This window comes from Methanolobus sediminis (genome assembly GCF_031312595.1).
In the GTDB taxonomy this organism is placed as follows: Archaea; Halobacteriota; Methanosarcinia; order Methanosarcinales; family Methanosarcinaceae; genus Methanolobus; species Methanolobus sediminis.
The window spans coordinates 184,945-205,919 of sequence record NZ_CP133592.1 but is presented as its reverse complement, the minus strand read 5'-3'; the positions used below and the strand labels follow the sequence as shown (position 1 = coordinate 205,919).

Annotated in this window: 22 protein-coding genes; 9 read left to right on the top strand and 13 right to left on the bottom strand. The window is 40.5% G+C overall.

The window, feature by feature from the left end; all coding sequences use genetic code 11:
* Nucleotides 1–37: 37 nt before the first annotated feature.
* The 3 genes from RE474_RS00985 to RE474_RS00980 all read right to left on the bottom strand — a co-directional run bounded on the left by RE474_RS00985 (nt 38) and on the right by RE474_RS00980 (nt 3,256).
* Entirely contained in the window at nt 38–1,624 is a 1,587-nt protein-coding gene (locus tag RE474_RS00985) for a sodium:solute symporter family protein (protein ID WP_309311132.1), read from the bottom strand.
* A complete protein-coding gene (locus RE474_RS13825; protein WP_369076082.1) occupies nt 1,624–1,743 on the bottom strand; it encodes a symporter small accessory protein in 120 nt (39 codons plus the stop codon). The genes RE474_RS00985 and RE474_RS13825 overlap by 1 nt, the downstream gene beginning before the upstream one ends.
* Before the next feature lie 646 nt (nt 1,744–2,389).
* Nucleotides 2,390–3,256, bottom strand: coding sequence for a class I SAM-dependent methyltransferase (locus RE474_RS00980; RefSeq protein WP_309311131.1), 867 nt, complete (start codon nt 3,254–3,256; stop codon nt 2,390–2,392).
* 131 nt (nt 3,257–3,387) lie between these two features.
* On the opposite strand from RE474_RS00980, the gene RE474_RS00975 reads away from it, so the two are divergent.
* From RE474_RS00975 to RE474_RS00955, 5 genes are read left to right on the top strand one after another with little or no spacing between them, the layout of a single operon-like run.
* Nucleotides 3,388–4,425: a permease gene (locus RE474_RS00975; protein ID WP_309311130.1), complete on the top strand. Its 1,038-nt coding sequence runs from the start codon at nt 3,388–3,390 to the stop codon at nt 4,423–4,425.
* A 48-nt stretch (nt 4,426–4,473) separates the two neighbouring features.
* Nucleotides 4,474–5,157: a metallophosphoesterase family protein gene (locus RE474_RS00970; RefSeq protein ID WP_309311129.1), complete on the top strand. Its 684-nt coding sequence runs from the start codon at nt 4,474–4,476 to the stop codon at nt 5,155–5,157.
* A 42-nt stretch (nt 5,158–5,199) separates the two neighbouring features.
* Nucleotides 5,200–5,382 (top strand): 4Fe-4S binding protein, encoded by a 183-nt coding sequence (locus RE474_RS00965; RefSeq protein ID WP_309311128.1) that lies wholly within the window; start codon nt 5,200–5,202, stop codon nt 5,380–5,382.
* A gap of 28 nt (nt 5,383–5,410) precedes the next feature.
* Nucleotides 5,411–5,644, top strand: coding sequence for a thioredoxin family protein (locus RE474_RS00960; RefSeq protein ID WP_309311127.1), 234 nt, complete (start codon nt 5,411–5,413; stop codon nt 5,642–5,644).
* A complete protein-coding gene (locus RE474_RS00955) occupies nt 5,629–6,024 on the top strand; it encodes a putative zinc-binding protein (RefSeq protein ID WP_309311126.1) in 396 nt (131 codons plus the stop codon). The genes RE474_RS00960 and RE474_RS00955 overlap by 16 nt, the downstream gene beginning before the upstream one ends.
* A gap of 12 nt (nt 6,025–6,036) precedes the next feature.
* On the opposite strand, the gene RE474_RS00950 is transcribed toward RE474_RS00955, so the two are convergent.
* The 7 genes from RE474_RS00950 to RE474_RS00920 form a co-directional block, all read right to left on the bottom strand.
* The gene (locus RE474_RS00950; protein ID WP_309311125.1) at nt 6,037–6,525 is read right to left on the bottom strand and encodes a metallophosphoesterase; all 489 of its coding nucleotides are present in this window, start codon (nt 6,523–6,525) and stop codon (nt 6,037–6,039) included.
* A gap of 66 nt (nt 6,526–6,591) precedes the next feature.
* Entirely contained in the window at nt 6,592–7,890 is a 1,299-nt protein-coding gene (locus tag RE474_RS00945; protein ID WP_309311124.1) for a PGF-pre-PGF domain-containing protein, read from the bottom strand.
* A 224-nt stretch (nt 7,891–8,114) separates the two neighbouring features.
* Nucleotides 8,115–8,567, bottom strand: a complete 453-nt coding sequence (locus RE474_RS00940; RefSeq protein ID WP_309311123.1) for a hypothetical protein — start codon at nt 8,565–8,567, stop codon at nt 8,115–8,117.
* On the bottom strand, nt 8,564–10,690 hold the full coding sequence (locus tag RE474_RS00935; RefSeq protein ID WP_309311122.1) for a hypothetical protein: 2,127 nt from the start codon (nt 10,688–10,690) through the stop codon (nt 8,564–8,566). Before RE474_RS00935 ends, RE474_RS00940 begins: the two co-directional genes overlap by 4 nt.
* Before the next feature lie 120 nt (nt 10,691–10,810).
* Nucleotides 10,811–11,344 carry a GNAT family N-acetyltransferase gene (locus RE474_RS00930; RefSeq protein ID WP_309311121.1) on the bottom strand — a complete coding sequence of 178 codons (534 nt, stop codon included), beginning with the start codon at nt 11,342–11,344 and terminating at the stop codon, nt 10,811–10,813.
* A 51-nt stretch (nt 11,345–11,395) separates the two neighbouring features.
* Nucleotides 11,396–12,103, bottom strand: coding sequence for a type 1 glutamine amidotransferase (locus RE474_RS00925; RefSeq protein ID WP_309311120.1), 708 nt, complete (start codon nt 12,101–12,103; stop codon nt 11,396–11,398).
* A gap of 399 nt (nt 12,104–12,502) precedes the next feature.
* Nucleotides 12,503–13,045: an O-acetyl-ADP-ribose deacetylase gene (locus tag RE474_RS00920; protein ID WP_309311119.1), complete on the bottom strand. Its 543-nt coding sequence runs from the start codon at nt 13,043–13,045 to the stop codon at nt 12,503–12,505.
* Between the two features lie 188 nt (nt 13,046–13,233).
* On the opposite strand from RE474_RS00920, the gene RE474_RS00915 reads away from it, so the two are divergent.
* From RE474_RS00915 to RE474_RS00905, 3 genes are read left to right on the top strand one after another with little or no spacing between them, the layout of a single operon-like run.
* Nucleotides 13,234–14,763, top strand: a complete 1,530-nt coding sequence (locus RE474_RS00915; RefSeq protein WP_309311118.1) for an aminoacyl-histidine dipeptidase — start codon at nt 13,234–13,236, stop codon at nt 14,761–14,763.
* A gap of 30 nt (nt 14,764–14,793) precedes the next feature.
* Nucleotides 14,794–15,777, top strand: a complete 984-nt coding sequence (locus RE474_RS00910) for a YbgA family protein (protein ID WP_309311117.1) — start codon at nt 14,794–14,796, stop codon at nt 15,775–15,777.
* Nucleotides 15,758–16,897, top strand: a complete 1,140-nt coding sequence (locus tag RE474_RS00905) for a (Fe-S)-binding protein (RefSeq protein ID WP_309311116.1) — start codon at nt 15,758–15,760, stop codon at nt 16,895–16,897. Before RE474_RS00910 ends, RE474_RS00905 begins: the two co-directional genes overlap by 20 nt.
* Before the next feature lie 143 nt (nt 16,898–17,040).
* Here the strand turns inward: RE474_RS00905 and RE474_RS00900 are convergent, their stop codons facing one another.
* The 3 genes from RE474_RS00900 to RE474_RS00890 form a co-directional block, all read right to left on the bottom strand.
* Nucleotides 17,041–17,397 carry a hypothetical protein gene (locus RE474_RS00900; RefSeq protein ID WP_309311115.1) on the bottom strand — a complete coding sequence of 119 codons (357 nt, stop codon included), beginning with the start codon at nt 17,395–17,397 and terminating at the stop codon, nt 17,041–17,043.
* Between the two features lie 136 nt (nt 17,398–17,533).
* Nucleotides 17,534–18,937, bottom strand: coding sequence for a sodium:solute symporter family protein (locus RE474_RS00895; protein WP_309311114.1), 1,404 nt, complete (start codon nt 18,935–18,937; stop codon nt 17,534–17,536).
* A 484-nt stretch (nt 18,938–19,421) separates the two neighbouring features.
* On the bottom strand, nt 19,422–19,595 hold the full coding sequence (locus tag RE474_RS00890) for a hypothetical protein (RefSeq protein WP_309311113.1): 174 nt from the start codon (nt 19,593–19,595) through the stop codon (nt 19,422–19,424).
* A 550-nt stretch (nt 19,596–20,145) separates the two neighbouring features.
* On the opposite strand from RE474_RS00890, the gene RE474_RS00885 reads away from it, so the two are divergent.
* Nucleotides 20,146–20,970, top strand: coding sequence for a hypothetical protein (locus RE474_RS00885; RefSeq protein ID WP_309311112.1), 825 nt, complete (start codon nt 20,146–20,148; stop codon nt 20,968–20,970).
* Nucleotides 20,971–20,975 lie beyond the last annotated feature (5 nt).

The window sequence follows — 20,975 nt, the reverse complement described above, 5'->3', positions numbered from 1 at the left end:
AATTGACTGATCATTTCCCAAAATCAAATTAGTTTTGCTATTTCTTGAAACAGTTTTTAACATGCTCTGATGCCATTGGTTCTGTCATGAGGCTCACGATAATTGCCACCAAAAATGACAGTGGTGTAGCAACAAGGATAGGGTCTACAAGGGTCCATGTTCCCGTAAGGAGTGTTGCCTGTCCAAAAAGTGCCTGGCAGATTCCAAGGGCTGTTGCTTCTTTAGCATGCACAAATGTAAGCCAGAAAAGGCTGCTGAAAGTACCTATAAGAAGGCTTGCAGTTGCTCCTTGTCTGTTCATACGTTTCCAGAAGATAGCTCCTGAATACATCGGAAGGAATGCTGCTGCGCAGAGTCCGAAGAATATTGCTGTTGCTCTTGCGATAATTCCCGGTGGAAGGATATATGCAAGGACGACACTGATAAAAATTGTAACAGCGATACCGACTCTGGTTACAGTGATCGTTTTTCCTATCTTTCCATTCATAATTCCCTGACGATAGAAGTCATGGCCGAAAGCTGTTCCCATTGCATGGAACTGTGAACTCAGGGTTGACATGGCTGCTGCCAGTAGGGTAAGCAGGAAGAAAACAACAATATAATCGGGCATTGCACTGTTGATGTATTCAGGCATGATTTTGTCGATATTTCCACCTGCAACCTCTAGAGATATCATTCCCTGGGTGTTGTAGAAATACACATTTGACAGTGCACCCACAATATATGCCACACCTGCCATCATGAAGATGAAAGGACCGCCTGAAAGTACAGCTCTTTTCAGGGAGCGTGTGTTCTTTACTGTCATGAATCTCACAGCAAGCTGGGGCTGTGCAAGTACACCGACACCGACACCAAGAATGATGGTTGAAACAAGTGTCCACCATGTCGGTGAACCAAATGCCGGCATAGTGGTCCATCCGGTGTGACCGACGGCTGCAAGATTATCCGGCACAAGGTATGCCATATTTGTGAGTGCCTGGTGAGCTTCAGTAACTCCGCCAAGTTTAGAGTAGGTGATTACAAGCAAAATTGCCATTCCTACGAACATAAGTACACCCTGTAGGGCGTCAGTGTACATAACAGCAATGAGTCCGCCTGTAATTACGTAGGCTGCAACTATTATGGCAAGAATGAGAATCGCGATATTATAATCGATATTCAGAGCAGTTTCCATGAAACGTGCACCACCTATCAGTACACTTCCTGCATAAAGTGGCATGAATATAGTGATGAGTGCACCTGAAAATCCCTGAATGAACCTTGACTGGAATCTTCTTCCTATAAGCTCCGGGAAAGTAACTGCTTTGAGGTTTACGCCCATACGTCTGGTCCTTGACCCGAATATCACAAAGGCGATAAAGATTCCCACGAAGATATTCATGAAAACCAGCCACAGTATTCCAAGACCGAATGCTCCGGCATAACCTCCGAATCCTATAATGGCTGAAGTACTGATAAATGCAGCACCATAGGAGAATGCAAGCACAAAAGGATTCACTTTCCTTCCTGCAAGCATGTAGTCATCATTGTCTTTTGTCTGTTTGTAACCGACCCAGCCAAGGTAGAAAACCACCATCATGTAGGCTAGTACGGCCAGTCCAAGAACAGGAGTGCTAACTGCCATCAGTTATCATCCTCTTCATCGTCGTTCCAATGTAAAATACCATAGATGATACATCCGATAGCACTTACAAAACATAAAATATATGCAATCCATATTTGTGGGTCTGTTATTCCCAACATAATTAGCAACTCCATTAGTGATAATGCCAACTGTTAACATGAAACGTACTTTAACTTTTCGACATAATTGAGACATTTAAATTTTATCAATTAGATTAAAGTCTGGCACAAATTTTAAATAAAAACGAATCACACTAGATTTAGTGTTAAAAACAAGTACTGTTTGTAACACTAGACTAAAACGGTGCAATGACAAAAACATGTCAGGCACTTCCTCTAAAAAGAGGACATTGCACATCTTTTTTCTGCGGGTGACAATCGCCCGCTCCTCCTTATGATTGATGGTAAAATAATTTGGATTGATGGATATCTTTCCTAAAAAGAGCTTATTAACAAGTCCATCTCTGCACAATAATCTCTCTGAAATAAACCCTGTATAAGTTGTTTCAAGTTCATTTCAGTAGCAGTAGACATGATGTCTTTAATAAGAATGGACCCTATTTAAATACTATGCACTCTCACCAGTAATTAGTTGAAGCAGGAACTTTATGGCACAACCAATGAAGTACCATCCCTTCCCCAAAAATCAATTCAGATAAATCCTACTTCAATCATTGTTGACCACTTTTTCCAAGCACTATCCACGTCCTTTTTTGTGGTCAACAATATTTATTTGATTAAAATTGCAAATGCAATTTGATTAAAATCAACAGTTGACTTTTGCCTTTATAAAAACGGCTCTGCTTATCTGCTGTGTCTCAACTAAAAAACCTGCCTTCTCAAAGTGGTTTACCCAGTCCTGAATACCTCTTTCAGTTCCATGGTGGTGCTCCAGTGGTTCAACTGCCAGTACGATACCGTTCTTTGAAACAACTCTCTTTACTTCAGAGAGGGCTTTTGGAATATCATCAAGGTGGTGCAGCATAAAGAAGCATGTAACAGTCTCATAGCTTTCATCATCAAAAGGAAGCTCATAAACACTTTCAGCCTCGAACTCCGCATTTTTAATATCATATGCGATAGCGTTCAGGCGGCATTGTTCCATTGTCTTATCAAGAAGGTCTATTCCCATGACCTGTGACTTCGGATTCATCCTTGCCATCTGTAATGTAAGGCTTCCGACACCACATCCAACATCAAGTATAGTTTTACCGTTGGCCTGTGGCATTGCAACTTCCATTGTCTGCTTCTTCAGTATCTCCATTTCTGCTGGTGGGAAATCAGCATCCGGATTATCAAATGATGTGTAAGGAACAATTCCATAAACAGAAGCATGATCCATAGCAAAAAGACCTTTGAAATAGATCTGTTTTCCATTGACCTTTATAAGCTCGACAACGGATACACCTGCCGTCTTACAGAATCTCTTGTTCCATTCATCTCTCTTTTCCGGGAATTTCATGCCTAGAGGGTCATGGACAACTATGTAGTGAGTATAGTCTTCATAAACCATAGTTTCTGCATCTGTTTCATCAAGCTCAACAATACTGACACTCTCTTTCCAGAGAGCAAGTAACTGCATTGTTTTTTCATCTGCAAAATTAGATACTTTTCCAATGGCTTTCAGTGACATAGTGCACAATTGTATTTTTTGCATATACCTTTAATGGTTTACTGATTAGAATGGCAATTTTTTGCAGCACTGTATTTCAAAAACATTTGAAACCATAATCTATAAATAGCATTTCAACATATTTTGAAACAATGACCTCTTACATCATAGATCTCGCTTATATTGGTATTGCATCGGTCAAGGAGTATCTGGCACTGCACGTACTTCTTTGTCTGATCCCTGCCTTTTTCCTGGCAGGTGCGATAGCTTCACTCTTCTCGAAAGAGTCTGTCCTGAAATTCTTCGGGGCCGACGCACCAAAATATGTTTCCTATTCGGTTGCCGCCATTTCCGGTTGTCTTCTTGCCGTGTGTAGTTGCACGGTCCTGCCACTTTTTGCAGGTATATATAAGAGAGGCGCCGGAATTGGGCCGGCCACCACGTTCCTGTTCTCAGCTCCTGCCATCAATGTACTGGCAATTGTCTATACTGCAAAGATACTCGGATACGACCTTGGTGTTGCAAGAGCTGTCATTGCAATTCTGCTTTCAGTTTTCATCGGTCTTGTAATGTCTTTCCTATACGAAAGAAAGGATGTCGAGAAAAAAGGCATCAAGACATTCGGTGACGAAAAGCATGCTCATACAGTCTGGCTTTTCCTTTTGCTGCTTGCAATCCTTGTAACACCGGAAATCCTGCCAACATGGAATCCAATGCTCTTTGTGGAAATCCCATTGATACTTATTACAGTATATGTATCTCTGAAATGGTTTGACAGGGATGAACTCGAAAGCTGGATGGGAGAAACCTGGTTCCTTGTAAAGCAGATAACTCCGCTCCTGCTTATCGGTGTGTTCTTTGCGGGTATCATTGTAGAGCTTCTCCCGGCAGAATATGTTGTGAAATACGTAGGTGGCAGCACCGTAAGTTCCTACATAATTGCCTCAGTTGCTGCAGCTCTTATGTATTTCTCCACACTGACAGAAGTTCCTATCATAAGTGCACTTACTATTCTTGGAATGGGAAAAGGTCCTGCTCTGTCAATGCTGCTTGCAGGCCCGGCACTGAGTCTTCCGAATATGATAGTAATAAACAGGATTATGGGTTTCCAGAAAGGAATGACCTATATATCTCTGGTAGTTGTAGTAGCGGCAATAGCAGGATACGTGTTTGGAATGTATATTTTTTAACACATAATTCCCAATTACTATAACTAAAAGATTGGTGCTAAGATGAAAATGTTACTTATATCAGACATTCACGGAAATAAGGAAGCTCTTGATGCCGTAATGTCTGTTCCTCATGATCTGGTAGTTTGCCTTGGTGACCTTGCAGATTACGGTCCCTCTCCATCCGAGTGTATTGATTTTATCATGGAGAATAATATCGAAACCGTTCTTGGAAATCACGATGCTGCCGTAGGTTCACGTATAGAATGTGGCTGCGGATACAAGTACAAGCATCTTTCAGTTGCAACCCGTGATTACACATGGGAAGTGACATCTGAAAGGCAGATGGATTTTTTACGTCATCTCCCATTCAGCATCCAGAAGGAGATTAATGGCTTAAAACTTTATTTCACACATGGAAGCCCAAGGTCAAATTATGAGTACATGAGACCGGAAACTCCCGATGACGAAATTAAAGAAATGATCTGTGGAATTGATACCGACGTTCTTTTTATTGGTCATTCACATCAGCCGTTTGTCAGAAAGTTCAGGGATATGTTGATAGTAAATCCTGGTTCAGTAGGGCAGCCAAGGGATGGAGACTCTAAAGTCAGTTGTGCAGTGTTTGACACTGCATCAGGTGAAGCTGAAATTATCCGACTTGATTATGATATTGAAAAAACATGCCGCAATATTAAAGAATCTATGCCTCACCCTGAGGAACTGATAACTATATTAAAGAGAGGGTACTGACATTCTCTTTACAGTTATCATTACATAACAGGAAGTATTCAGATGGTATTTGTTGCAGTTTATGAGAAAAAATGTACAGGCTGCGGATCATGTGTTGATGCGTGCCAGAACGGTATCCTTGAGCTAAAGGATGGAATATGTTTCCCGGCAGGGATGAAGTCATGTAAATATTGCATGACTTGTGTTCATGCCTGTGATTTTGACGCTATAAAAGTGTTCCCTTGAGTTGATTTGAGTTAAAGAGATGAATAATATGAAAATAGAAATATTGGGTACAGGTTGCGCTAAATGCGACAAGACAAAGAGGTTCGTTGAAGAAGCAGTTGCCAAGGCAGGTGTTGATGCTGAGATAGTAAAGGTCGAGAACATGGATGACATAATTGCATACGGCGTTCTCATAACTCCTGCTGTTGTTGTTGATGGCGATGTGAAGATAGTTGGCAGAGTACCAAAGGTAGACGAGGTTATTGAATGGATAACACAGTAATACCTATGTCTGAGAAGGCAAAATGCTCATGTGGTGCTTCCATTATAGGAATCTTCCCATGCGCAGGTGCATCCAATGTTGGTCAGTTAAGCAATGCTATTGCAGTTGAATTACACAAGGAGGGTGTCGGTAACATGATGTGCACCGTAGGTGTCGGTGGCAAGGTTTCCGGTCTGGTTAAATCTGCAGAAGGTTGCGAATCTATTATTGTTATCGATGGGTGTCCTCTCAATTGTGCAAAGGCAACCATGGATGAAGCAGGCATTCCAATAGGAAAACACATACTGCTCACTGAAATGGATATCAAAAAGAACAAGGAACTTGACCTTGACCCTGCACAGGTAGAGGAAGTCCTGTCAAAGGTGAAGGAGATGCTTTAAAGCATCCCTTTATCAGATCTCTACTATTTCCACTCCAAGTTCAGGGTCAAGGAGTGCAACTGTCCTTTTTCCGGTGAGTACTCCGGCTGTTTCGCCCGGATTTATAAGCAGTGTTTCGTTAATTTTTGTCACACCTGCGTGATGCGTATGCCCTCTGACAACTATGTCAAAGTCTCCTGATTCTGCCATGGCATCAACCGGTGGTTCGTATATTCCATGGATAAGTGCAATTCTTTTCCCGTCTATTTCCAGATCGCCAAAGTCACCACAGCACTCAGCACCGATTTCATCGAATTTCTGTTTTAAGAGTAACCTGTCACCGTCATTGTTCCCGAAAACAAAAAACAGCTGGGCATCCAGTTTGCTGAAAGCAGATGCCGTAAAAGGTGAAATTATGTCACCGGCATGAAGAACAGTTTTTACTTTCTTCTTATTGAATAATTCCACAGCAGCCCTTATAGCATCCATGTTGTCATGTGAGTCTGACATTATCCCTATCATTCTCTAACCTCTCTATCTTATAGATGGTGCGGAGAGGATTTATTCTTTTTCAGGAGTGTTTTGAGATTACAATTTTTCTCTATGTCTAAGAAGAACTACAAATGATATTGAAACAAAACTTAATAAAATACTATTTTGCGATAGTTTTGCAGAACTTGCTTTCTCTTTAATGTAAGTAGATGTGGAATCTGAAACTTCTTCTACATCAACCTCTTCAATTTGCCCGTCAGGGTCGTTGTCATCGTAAGATGAAGCTGCATTGACCTGTTCGTTTTCTGTTACATTTTTGCTTGTTACATTTGCTGTAATTGCAAAAGGAGAAAACCCAGGAGTTTTTGCTTCAAAAAAATAAAAATCATTATCCTCCCCGTTAATTTTGGTATCAAGCACCTGCCAGTTTTCATCATGGTAGCGGTTTAAGCGGATGTCCGTAGTTTTAACACCATTGACCTGAATCCAGCTTTTAGGCACCGCAAAGGATATTTTCATATCTTCCATATTGTTTTCAGTTGCGTATCCTGCGTTTCCGATCCAGATATTCATATTTCTGTAAATAAGTCCATCAGGTTTTTGAGGGACCATTGTAGAAACATCTTTCAGGACTTCAATTGTACTGCTGATAAAGCCAGCACTTTTTAGTGAAGTATAACTGATGGCTTTTACCGGATTATTGTTTTCATCAAAAGTGTAAGTAACAGCAGTGTTTCCTATGATGTATAATTTGTTGACTTCCTTGAGTTCGATGTTTTCAGTGTTCTCTCCAGTGTCTCCACCGCCACCGCCTCCTCCGCCAGATGAACTTGCTGATGCTTCTTCTGTGGAACCTGTTATTGAATTTCCTGTAATAGTGACCTGTGCATTTTCAATGCTAGTGGGAATCGCATTCCCGTTTGCATCACTTAATATTACATTTGAGAGAATGATGGTGCTTTCTCCTGACTGGTTACCTGCTGTTAACGTAATATGTGCGAAGGTTCCGGAAGATTCTACCACAGTCTGTCCCAAAGTGACTGCAAATAGTCCGCTGGCAATTCCCTGCTGGTTATCAACGGTACCCGGGATGAAAATAGACATCGCATTATTCCTGTCAAAGAAGTCTCCTTCCTCAACATTATTTACTGTTACCATACTACTGTCAAAAATCAGGTCAAGCTGCGCACCTGCAACTGCGGTGGAAGGTGTTATAATGATTTCTATCTCAAAATTCTCACCAGCCTGTACTTCCTGTGTTGTCTGCTCTATACTTACAACTGAGGATGCAGATACAGGAAAAGTAAGGATGCTTAGAAGTATTGTTGAAACGATTATGAAAAAAAATAGTGGCTTTTTAGAGTCATATCTGCAAGCTTGTTGTACCCTCATCATTCTCACACCTTAAACTATGAGAAATACATTAGTTAATATATATATTTATATTTTATTATTTTAATTACATACTTAGCAGTAAGACTGACAATCTACAGGTTTCGATGTTTTCATTAAGGCATTAGTTTATCAGTTTCCTTTTTTAATATTGCATTTGCAGAAAAGAATAAAATGTAATAGAAATGATGGAAAACCCCGTTTATATCCATCATTTCATTTTTTGCTTACATTACTGCCCTGACGTTCACCTTTGTCTTGAACTCATCAAGGGTTGTGTAGGAATCCAGATAGTCCTGAATGTCTGATGTCTGCACAGTAACCTCATACAGCTCTTCAGTTCCATCATACATCTCGATGATAACCTCATCAGTATCAGGCGCTGTCTCAGCTGCAACTCCCATGATATAGAACCAGATAAAGAGTGCATCTGTGTCTGATTTTACTGGTGGCTGGTCATATTTGACAAGTACGTGCTCTTCAGTGACTTCAACTACAGAATAATCAATTCCCTGGAAAGCAAGGGATTCATAAATTGACATGCTTGCGGCCCTGTCAACATCATAACTGTCTGATACCATTGAATCCCATTCAGCACTAGACGAACTGTCATCGTCCCCGCCTGAGAACAGGAGGAACAACAATACTATTCCTATAATTGCAATTGTTCTTTTCTTCATAGGTCGTATTCCTCCCCGTTATTGTAGGTTATTCCGGGATTGCTACGCTTGACAATCTGACAGTTATCCCATTTCCATGGTTTCCAGCTGCTGCCAGAGTCTTTCAGGGCAATATCGCCAATAGGATTCTCCCATTCATCTGTTGGTATGTAATAAGTTCCGGTCTTTGTTGTGACCTTCACCCATTGGTCCGGACTTATCTCATGCTCTTCTCCGTTCTCATCGGTATAAGGCAAAGAATAAGATGGTCCATCATCTGTCTGTGTTACTTTTCCGTAAGAACTCAGGAATGCATTAGGTGTGGAAGTTCCGATCGGACCATTTGTTATAACTCCCTGTCTTGCACCGCTGTTTATAGCATCATCAAGTTCAGGAATAACCATTACTATCTTTTCAACAGCTTCTAATTCTGTTTTGATCAGGTCACCAACCACAGGTATTTTATCTGCTACCTCCTGGCCGCTTTTTGCAAGGGCATACAGAGCTTTTGCAGATGTGCCTGAAGCTCCTTTCATTTCACTTAGCTTCTTTGTGTCCTTGTAGGCACCATAGTACTTGTCTATCTCTTCTTTGAAACTGTTGATCTTGTCTATTTTCTCAAAGTTCTTTGCTATTTTTGAGTCTCCATAACTATCCAAAAAGAAAGATGCTGCTTCGTGTCCGGTCTTCAACTTCTCCATGCTTTCCTTTCTGGTATTGTCCAGTGCATCAAGGTATAGGTTCTCGCTGAGTTTTTCAGCAACCTTTTCCTTGCCTTCATACTCCGGTCCGCTTCCAACACTTACAGAGCTTCCGGCATCAAAGTTAAAATCATTTCCAAAAACATCTTTGATAATAGCTCTATTAGTCTCGATATCTTGCTCTTCGTCTGTATCTATTTCATCAAGTTTGTCTATGTCTTCGGAGCTTTCAGACCTAAGCATGTCGATGATTATAGCCTGTTCCTGTATTGATTCTACGAATTCCTCAGGAAGAATATAATTCATCTGGATGTTCTGAAGATCTTCGATGTCCTGTTTTCCAATGTAATCGACATCCATTTCCTTTTCATATTCGAGAAGTCCTTTTTCTAACAGTTCATCATATAATGAAAACAGTTCATCTATCTCAGCAAGCTTGTCTTCGAGATTATCATCATCTGTAGAATCTTCATCAGATTCGACCCCATTATCTGTAACCGTCGGAATATCATCAGGGATAGTGTCCTGCAGGGAATCGCTTTCTATAGCTCCAATTGAAGTTCCTATGGAAGCATCCTGTGTGACTGTATCTCCTGCTACTCCGTCACCAATAGCACCACTTTCAAAGGATCGCTCTACAAGCGTATTATAGATGACCTCTGCTACTGGCTGTATCTCCGAGAGTGGAACATTATAGCCATCAACAGTGACATAAACTCTGGTTCCATAGGGTGTCGGGGCATCAAACGTAATATCACTACTTATTATCATGTCTGGATTTTCAGACATCATCATTCGTTCATTGATATTCCAGTAATCTGGATTTTTCATTTCAGGTCCCAGGACCAGTTCTGAATAGGCGACTACACCTGCATGTTCATCATCACCAACATACCAGTATCCGTCATCATTGAAACCGGGCCTGATATCTTTTATAGCTTCAACGACTTCACCATAGATTTCTGATTCAATGTATATTGTATTCACAGATACTGAAATTGCTCCACTTGCTGCTGATTCCTCTATAAGTCTGAGTAAAATAGAATCGGCTACCGGCTCAATTTCAGACAAAGGAATGTCATAACCCGTAATGTCTACATAAACCTGATCTCCTCCGGGAGTTGGAGCTGTGAATGAAGCATAACTGATAGTGAAACCAAACTGATCTGTCGTTTCCCCTGTCATCATGATCATCGGATCATCCGTGTCCCAGTAATCCAGAGTCTTCATTTCAGCTGTCAGACGACCATTTTCCCAGAATCCCACTACTCCGGAATGCTCCTCATCTCCGACATACCATACAAGATCTTCAGTTAAACCGGGTTTTACCTCTACCCCGGCTTCGTAGATTATCGTTCTTACTTCTTCATAGTTGTATTCTGCTGTAACTATGGGTGTAGTTATCAAAACAACAATTAATATAGTCTTTAATAATATATCCAACCACATATACTACGTGGTGCTTTTTTATTGCATAAAAATGTTTTTGATATGCAGCGCCTATGTATTGTGCATGCTTGCACATCAATAGTGTAGCGTCTGGAATAAAAAGGATTTGTATCACTAATTACTGTTAAGGTACATTTCCCGTGTCAGTAAAAAATATTTGAAATCCATGTTTTTTACGTGAATAGTGCCATGCTGTTCCATGCCGATTCTTTTTGCAAGGTTCATGGATGCAATATTATCAGGAGGACAATAAATGCAGATCCTGTCAATATCAAAAACAAGTATCATGTATTCAATCAATTTTTCCATGGCTTCGGTAGCATATCCATTGTTCCTGAAATCCGGTTTAAGTGCATAATATATCTGTGTGTTCTTTGAGAATTCTACTGCAGCAAATCCACAGGAACCGATCACCTTTCCGTTTTCCTTCAGGCAGATCGCCATTGCAGCTACTGGTTCCTCGCTATAATATGACTTTAGGAGCATTTGGAGAAAAGCTTCTGTTTCTTCCTGACTCGTATTCGATGGCATGTCGGTTAAACCGATAACATCCTTATTATTCAGGAATTGATGTAACTCTTCCAGATCATCTTCCGTGTATCTTCGAATGACGAGACGACCGGTTTCCAGCCTCTGGGGAATTCTCATGCTTTGCTATTTTCCTGACTGATACTAAAAAGTTTTGATTTTCCTGCAGGGTCAGAGTAAGCCTGCTATTTTAAGGAAATTGCTGAAAAATGTGTAACCATTGTTCCTGTATTCCTCAGCAAGCTCATCAAAATCCTCTAAAAGCATGGTCTTGTCAAGTTCCATAAGTTCAGGGTCGTTATCCAGCCAGACTTCAAACATTTCAGGTGTAAGCTCAAAATGACCCTGAATCCCATAAGCATTGCTACCTACTTTGATTATCTGGTTTTTGCAGTATTTTCCAGTAGCCAGCAGTTCAATATTATCACTCAGATCCACAGTTTCACCGTGCAGATGGAATATCTTTACGAGATTTCCAAGATCTTTGAACAGAGGATCATTTATCCATTTATCTTCAATATTAACTGAATAATATTCTCCATCCTTATCTCTGAATCCTATTTCCCTTACGTCGTTTTTGCGAACAACAGCACCCTGGGATTTAGCAAGTGTCTGCATTCCAAGACATATCCCAAGATAAGGAATTTCAAGTTCGATTGCCTTTTTTATCATTGCAAGTTCTTGTTCCATCTTTCGGGTTTTGTCATTGGCACTGTCAGGTCCGCCACAGACGATAACTGCAGAGTAATTGTCAGGCTCCAGAACTTTGTCTCCTGCATCAAGGTCTGCAATATGGAAATCAATGTCGTTTTCCTTCAGTATTTTTTCCAGTATCCCGGGTCCTTCCCTGGTGATGTTCTTAACAATAAGCAGACTCATGGATAATTAGTATGCAATTTTCGAATAAATGACTTATGAATGAACCCAAATAGTGGAATCGCAAAATTGTAATAAAAGAGAGCGCCCTGAACAGGATTTCCATATTTGTTTTTTGAAGATGCTGATAACAGCCCTTTCTTGTTTTTAATTGTAGGGAATCCTGTTCTACGGGTCTGCTTGCCGGAAAATTCCAGCACCACCAACCACTAATTTTTATCAACCAACCAACCAACCTATCGTACCACACGATAAGCTTCAAGCCTGCACGGCTCTTTAAGTCTGATTTTTTTGTGTTATAACCAAACTTATTATGTGTTTACCTGGAAATCATAATATAAAAACATATCTCTTGGAAGGGATATGCTAATCCTTATTATGATGAGGCATGGCCTCTACAATTTATTCATTACTGTATATGTCTGGTACAGTGAGCTCAAGGGCATTTGAATAAAAATGATAGGCTTCATTATTAAAACAGATAAGCCTGATATCTTCAAGTGACCCACCGGTTTCCATGTGTTCAAGAATAGTCCTCACTGCCAGTACTGATGCTCTGCTAACCGGGAAACCATAGGCTCCGATACTAATTCCCGGGAATGCGATACTTTTGATATCATATTCTTCTGCAAGCAGAAGCGAATTCCTGTAAGCATTAACAAGAAGTTCATCCTCCCGGTTATGTCCTCCGTTCCATATAGGGCCGACAGTGTGTATAACCCATTTAGCAGGTAGAAGGTATCCTTCAGTGATCTTTGCCTCGCCAGTAGGGCACCCGCCAAGGGTCCGGCATTCCTTTAGGAGTTCTGGACCTGCTGCATGGTGGATGGCACCGTCAACGCCTCCTCCTCCAAGCAGAGAATTGTTGGCTGCATTCACTATTGCATCAACTTCCTGCTCTACGATATCGCCTAAGATAACACTGATAGTATCATGATAGCTCATGTTAGTTCCTCATTTCATCTTATATTTGTGTATTTTCTATAGAATGAGATTCTCAAGATGGTTCTTATCATTGTTGTGTGATATATTTTATACAGAGCAGGCAGTTTATTGTATGAACGATGAGAATTATTTCAGTATAAATTGCAGAATAACCGAATGGGAAAATAGCAGAAAGGCAGGTAAGACACATGGACGAGATCACAGAACGAATACTTTCACATTTCAGGGAAGTCAGTAGTATTCCCAGATGCTCCAAGAATGAGGAAAAAATAGCCATGTGGCTTAAACAGTGGGCATTACATCATGGTTTTAGTGTAAAGTTCGATAGTGTGAATAATATTGTTATCGGAGTTGCGGGTTCAAAAGGATGTGAGTACCTGCCTTCAATTGTTGTCCAGGGACACATGGACATGGTTTGTGAGAAGACACAGGACATCGATCACGATTTCAGTAAGGATTACATAGTTCCTGTAGTGGATGGTGAGTGGCTCAGAGCACAGGGTACAACTCTGGGAGCTGATAACGGTATAGCAATTGCCATTGCGCTTGCACTGGCAGAAGACAAAGGCTTAAAACACCCTCCACTTGAACTTCTCTTTACGGTGGACGAGGAAACCGGGCTTACCGGAGCCAATGCCCTTACACATGATTTTATCTCCGGGGAAATATTGCTTAATGTGGATTCCGAGGATGAGGGTGTATTCACAGTCGGGTGTGCAGGAGGACTTAATACTACAATCACCATGCCAGTTGATCTTTCACCTCTGCCTGAAAACATGATAACTTTCAACCTGGTGGTTAATGGTCTTGCGGGTGGTCATTCAGGTGTGGATATCCATGAAGGTCGTGCAAATGCCAATAAACTGATTGCAGGAGCATTAAACTCAATTGCTGACAGGATGGATATTAGAATTGTAGATATAAAAGGTGGTTCTGCTCATAATGCAATTCCCCGTTATGCTCAGGCTATAGTAGCTGTTTTGGCTAATAAGCAAGAAGAATTATCTAAACTCATATCTGATCTTGAAAGTGAAATGAAGTCAGATTATTCTGAGATCGAAACCGGGCTTGCTATTAGAATTGAAGGATGTTCTTCTCCTTCTTTTGATTTGCAAAAAGAAACAATGGAATCAATAGGTCCTGAAACTTCATCCCGGATCATCGGACTTTTGCAGGAGCTTCCACATGGAGTTGCTTCAATGTCAGCTGACATAGAAGGACTTGTTGAAACCTCAAGTAATCTCGCTACGATCAACATCAAAGACGGAAAACTTGTAGTTATCTCAAGCCAGCGTAGTTCCGTTGACTCAGGGCTTGCAGCTCTCACTTCATCAATAGAAAATATAGCAAAGAAATACGGTGCAGATTATGAACATAATTCAGGTTATCCACCGTGGCAGCCGGATATGTCTTCTCCTTTACTGAAACGCTGCATGGAAATTTATTCGTCTGTTTTTACTAAAAAAGCAAAGATAGAGGTAATACATGCAGGTCTGGAATGTGCTGTTATAGGTTCAAAGTTTGAGAACATTGATATGATATCCTTCGGACCTACTATAAAAAATCCGCATTCTCCTGATGAATGTCTTCACATTCCTTCCATCAGGAAGATATGGGATTTCATGGTAGTGTTACTGGAATCTTTTGCTGTAATGGATGAAAAGAAAAAACGTGGCAAGGCTAAAAAGAAGGGAAAAGGTCAGAGTTCAAGGTCATAATTATAATCCATCAGTTACAATATTGTTGACATGGAAGAGTTTCCAAGACCGGTACTTCTGGTAAGCAGGTGCCTTGAATTTGACAAGGTTCGATTTAATGGACAGAAGGTAAGTTCTCCTATTGTCCGGAACCTAATGCAATTTGCAGATATGAAAATAGTCTGTCCCGAGGTTGAAATTGGTCTTGGTGTTCCCAGAGCTCCTCTTAGGATTATCAGAATGAATGATAAATACAGACTTGTGCAGCCAGGCACAGGTCTGGATCTTACAGAAAAGATGAATGCTTTTGCTGAAAGCTTTCTTGATGAATTGGGAGAGGTTGACGGTTTTATTTTCAAAGGACTTTCCCCGAGTATGGGTCTTGGAAATGTGAAGGTCTATGCCAGGATGCAAATGTCCCCTGTTGTTGACAGGTCTGCAGGATTTTTTGCCGGACATGTTATAAATCGATATCGTGGTTATCCCATGGAAGAAAGTGAAAGGCTGCTTAATGCAAGCATAAGGCATCATTTCCTGACAAGTATCTATGCTTTTGCAGATTTCAGAAATATAAAATCCAATGCATCCGTAGATTCACTGCTGGATTTTCACAGAAAGAACAGTTTTCTATTTATGTCCTGCAATCCGGAGCTTTTTGAAAAAATGTCCGGATTGCTTACAGGTTCCGGGAAAGCAGATCAGGTATTTGAAGAGTATGGGTCTCTTCTGAAGGAAATACTGAGAAGACCGGGTTCTGAATATCTGAAAATTGAAACCGCAAAGAAGATGTTCTTAATTTCTGATGGTAAAGACATCAATGAAAGTTCTTTCTTTGAGGAAATGCTAAGACGCTATGCAGACAACAGAATTAGCTGGGATGCTGTTATTGAAATTCTCAGAATGATTTCCTTCAGGGCTTTTGGCAAGAATTCTTATAAGGACAGGTTCCTGTATCCTTATCCAGAGGAAATTAAAGCACCTTCGGATGAGAACAGGGAGAAAGATTACTGGGATAATGAATGGAACAAATGGTGAAATGATGCAGAAATTCGAGCTTGAAGTAAGTTATTGTATCGACTGTAAGAAATGTTGGGATGTTTGTCCTGTTAATAAGGTTACAGAAGGCAACATCTACACACCGCAGGGTAAGATCGAGTCTCTGGCAAAGGTAGTTGCAGGTGAAGAACTTACGCAGGAAGAGTACGACAACATCTATCTTTCATCACGCTGCGGTGCATGTGATGATGTGTGTCCGGTGAATATTCCCATAACCGATATTATTCAGTACGAGAGACAACTTCTGGCAGAACAGGGTAGAGAGCCTGCAAAGACCACAGCTATCTCAAATAACATCATCAAGCACAACAGTCCCGGAGCCAAGGATCCCTCAAAGAGATTTGACTGGGTTACTGATGACCTTGACCTTGCCGAAAGTTCCGAGATCGCTTACATGGCAGGCTGTTGGGTATCATATAGTCAGCAAGAGGTTGCCAGAGCCACTATCCGCCTGCTCAATCATGCAGGAATAAGACCCATGATGCTGAAAGAGGAGAAATGCTGCGGACTTTTCCTTATTGATAGTGGCCATTTTGAGCAGGCTGCTGAGCATGCAAAGAAGTTTGTGGATTACATTGAGTCACTGGGAGTGAAGAAGGTTATAGCTTCATGTCCTGGATGCTATCTTGTTCTCAGTCATGATTATCCGAAACTTTACCGTGAACTGAACTTTGAGGTTGAACATTCCCTGAATATCTTTAAGGATATGATCGATAAAGGCATCCTGAAACCGCAGAAACTTGACCTTACTGTTGCTGTGAGGGACGCATGTCCGCTGAGAGAAACAAAGGATGTCCCGCGAAGTATCCTTACAAGCATGGGTGTGGAAATCAAGGAACTCTTTGACGGCAAACAGGTATGCTGTGGAGGACCTGCCGGTCTGAAACCAAACTTCCCGGATATTGCAAATGACATTGCTATGCTGACAGTGCAGAGTTACAAGGATAAGGCTGACATGCTTGCTTCATACTGTCCTTTCTGTGTGCATCACATGTCAGGTGCCTGCGAGTCAAAGAACGAGGAAATGAAAATAAAGGATGTTTCGGTGCTGCTTGCAGAAAGTGTGCTGGGTGAGGATTTTATTAGAAAAAAAGCCTGATACTTCTGGATTCACTGCTCTTGCAGGAATTGTGTTTGTCTCACTTGCGGTTTTTGTAAGCAGAAAACAGAAATAAGAACAAGGAAACACAAGAAAGGGCAATCTTGCCCTTTTAATTACTTTTTCAAAATCAAATTACAATGTCAGATGTGGTATCCGACACAGAAGCGGTAGACAACTCTTATTTCATCCAGCTCTTTTGAATCAAACTGAATCTCGTTATCGTTTGCTGAATACTTCAGATCATTAAAGTCTTTAAAGACAACTTCACAGTTTATATTCTCAGGAAGCTGGGTTTTGAAATGATCGCATTTTTCTGTAATCTCTGTGACAAGTCTTTTCGTATCCTCTAAGCTGAAGCCTTCGGCATCAACTGAAGAATAAACAACTTCCGTGGTTAGTTTTTCCCTGTCTATGAGATTCATCCAGAAACCATTCATTACAGTGTCATCAAGCATATAGTCCTTAATCTCGAAACTTTTGCTTATTACATTCTTCAAATCAGAACACCTGATATTTTCATAGATTTAAAGACTTAAAACTGTTTTTGTGATGAACTTTCAAGCTAGCTACAATAATGTATAAAAAAAGACGTTGCGGAGCAATTCTCCGCATAGTTTCAAATCATTAAGTTAATTAATTGTCTGTTGCAGGTGCAGGACTTGCAAGACTGCCACCAAGATAAGCCACGATTCCGCATATCAGTCCGATGAAAACCGGATGGATAAGCGGGTTACCAAAGAGCTGCCACAGGACAATTGAACCGAAACTTGCAACGAGGCTTGCAATGAATCCTGTTGATGTACCACGTTTCCAGTATAGTCCGAAGAAAAGGGGTACGAAGACACAGCATGCGATAACTCCCATACTTACGGAAACCAGAGGCACGATGAGTTGTGGTACATCTATTGCGAAGAAAGCAGAGACAATGATGATCACAACTCCGACTATTCTTGTTATCTTGAGTATCTTATCGTCTGTTGTTTCAGGTTTGAAGTATTTCAGTATATCTGAGGTAAGGGATGTTGTTGTGACAAGTACAATTGCACTCATTGTAGACATTGCGGCTGAGATAGCTGCAAGCAGCACAATGCTGTCAAATCCTGTAGGAAGCAGTGAAGTTGCAAGGAATGGCACAAGTCCGTCAGGGTTTGCGATATAAGGTGCAAGTTGTTCCTGACTGAAAGCTCCGTATGCCAGAATTCCCAGTGAGAAGATACAAAGAGCGTATATTGTGATGGAAATTGGTCCATATATTCCTGCAAAGCGCACGACTCTCTTATCCTTCGCTGAGAACAGCATGATAAGCAGGTCAGGAAGTGCCAGCAGCCCGAGACTTATTGCAAAGGCAGTTCCAAATGTCTTTTGCCACGGAACCATAGCACCACCCATATTCAGTATGTCTGCCGGGATACTGCTCCAGATATCAGCACCGCCACCGCTTGATATAAGTCCGCCGTAAAGGAATACGGCACCAACGAGCATGATAAGTCCCTGGAGGAAACTGATCCAGAGAATGGCTGGCAGTCCACCTATCACGTAGTAAAGAGCAACAATTATCACAGCTATTATAAGACCCTGGACATAGGTTACTCCGAGAAGTCCCTGGAAAAGATTTGCGCATCCTTTAAAGATCGCAACCAAGTAAACGGTATACATCAAGAGCATTATTGCTGCAAGGAGTACCTTTCCTTTTTGTGAATTGTAGCGGCGTTCCAGAAGTTGTGGTACTGTTTTTGCATCGTATTTCTGTGAAGCTGCCCATATTCTAGGTGCAACCAGAAAAGCTATACATGCAAATGCGACGTGGAAGAACACTGCCCATATTACCCATGGTAGTCCTGCAACAAGTCCGTACCCGCCGCCACCGAGGAATGAGGCCGCACTGAAATATGCTGCCATATATGCAATACCGATAACCGCGGGATGTGTGATGTTACGGTCAGATATCACAAATCCTGAAAAAGTTCCCTGCTTGAGTTTAATTGATAACAGCAGAATACCTATTACATACAAAACAAGAAGTATTTGGTTAATCATGGTCCCGCCTCAACACGAAAAAGAAAGTTATTCCAAGCATAACGATAACAGAAACTATCAAATAAAGATAAGGCAATGGCATTAGTTTTTCCTCCTTTCAGCCACATAATGGGGTTTGAAGTAAACCTCAGTTAAAATATTGTGTATCAACACCAAGTATTATTCTCCTCCTTCAATGAACTAAAATGTGCTTTAGTGCACTAAAAAATATCAATATTTTAAAAAGGTTTTGATTATTTCATGATCAGAGGGTTTGGATATGGAATAATGAACTCGGCATATATCTGATTTCCATTCCTTATAGAATAAATAGCATAGACAGCGTTTCAGTATTCACTGCCAGATCAAGTCTTAAATAAAAGAAGTAGTGCTAGGGAAGCGGGAATAAGCTGTTGGAACAGGTACATGTTGTATACCATATTCCTGGCTTTTCCCGCTATGGACAAGTTGTTAATCAGTTCAGTCATATTTTCTATGACTGGTCTTACATAACTGCTATTTCGTAGTTATCTGCACTCATGTTGATTGTCTTCTGTTCCATTCCAGGGGTATTACCCATTGGTTTATTCCCGGTGCCAGGTATATTTTTCAGGCAATAGAGACTTTGCCTTGCATCCTTGAAATAGAACTTTTCCTGCAGGAAATCCTCATCCTTCAATCTGGCAAGCGCGTATCTGATGGTTCTGGGAGGCAGGTAACTTTGTTCGGCTATCTCCTTTTGTGTAAGGAGTCCGCCATACTCGAGGACTTTAAAGACAAGCTTTGCAGAAGGTGGAAGCCCTTCTATGGTTTTTTTAATATCACTGTCTTTTCTTTCCTTGTTATTCGTGTTTATCTTTACTTTTTCTCGGTAAGTATCAACAAAAGCGATCCCTCATTTAAATTGCTCCTTATTATTTTTTGAGTTCTGTCGTTTTTCAGACAGCAATTTCACGATTGTGAATTAACAATTGTGAATTGTATGTATGTTATAAATATCTATTGGTAATACCCGCTTTGTCCGATAAATAGAGTACTTTTCGGACAGCTACATGATTTTTAGGACAAAAAGGATATTTTTCGATAAAATGGCACCACTTGGATACTTAATTAAAACAAAATTCATATATATTTGTATTACTATTGATTGATATTAATAAATATCTTTATAAATATCGACCATTTACTAAAGAACTCGTATGTGCAGCTTATTTGTGTGAGTGATTTATTTGTCAAATGAAGAACTAAAGCGAGGTTATACCTGCTGTCAAGGTGATATGAACATATTAACAAAACAGGAAATTGAAAATCTTAATCTGGATGAGTTAGTACAACGAATGGATCAGATTCTTGCATTATATTGCCCATGTGAGATTTCAAAACAAGTACATATAAATTGGGTATCTTCCGTTATGGGCACGACGATGGCTAAACAACTAGATGGAAATATGCAGCGAAAACTTGCCTATAAGGTATTTGGCATGCTTTTGCAAATAAAATACACTTATCAATCTGTACAACCACGCGAACGATTATCAATCGATGATAAATGGATACATGAACAGTTATTATTTGCGGAAAGTAGACAATGGTTGATAATATCCAGTAGAATGGTATTTGAATATTTCATGAGTATAATTTACATGCTTGGGACTGGAAAAGAACTATCTGGTAAAAGTCGAATTGGGACTATTGCAAAATGGTTGAAACAACCAGATAACGAATTTGATTACTTTGCAATCACGGTTGCACGAGGCAAAAAATATTCGAGATACAAAAGAGATCCTGAGATCCATGCAACTACAACAATTGCAAAAGAAGTATTAACTCTTTCAGTAGAACCAATAGATTGGTCACAACTCAATTTTCTCCATATTATAATAAACCAATTGCAATTTGTAGTATCGATTGCAAATGGTGAAACACGTCTTGGTTATATGAGCATATTTCCTGATGAATTCAACAATGATGAGTGGTATGAATTGTTAAAAACTGGCGACAATGAAAGTATTGCATCAAAAATAGATGAAATGATGAAAATTGCTGAATCTTGAATAAT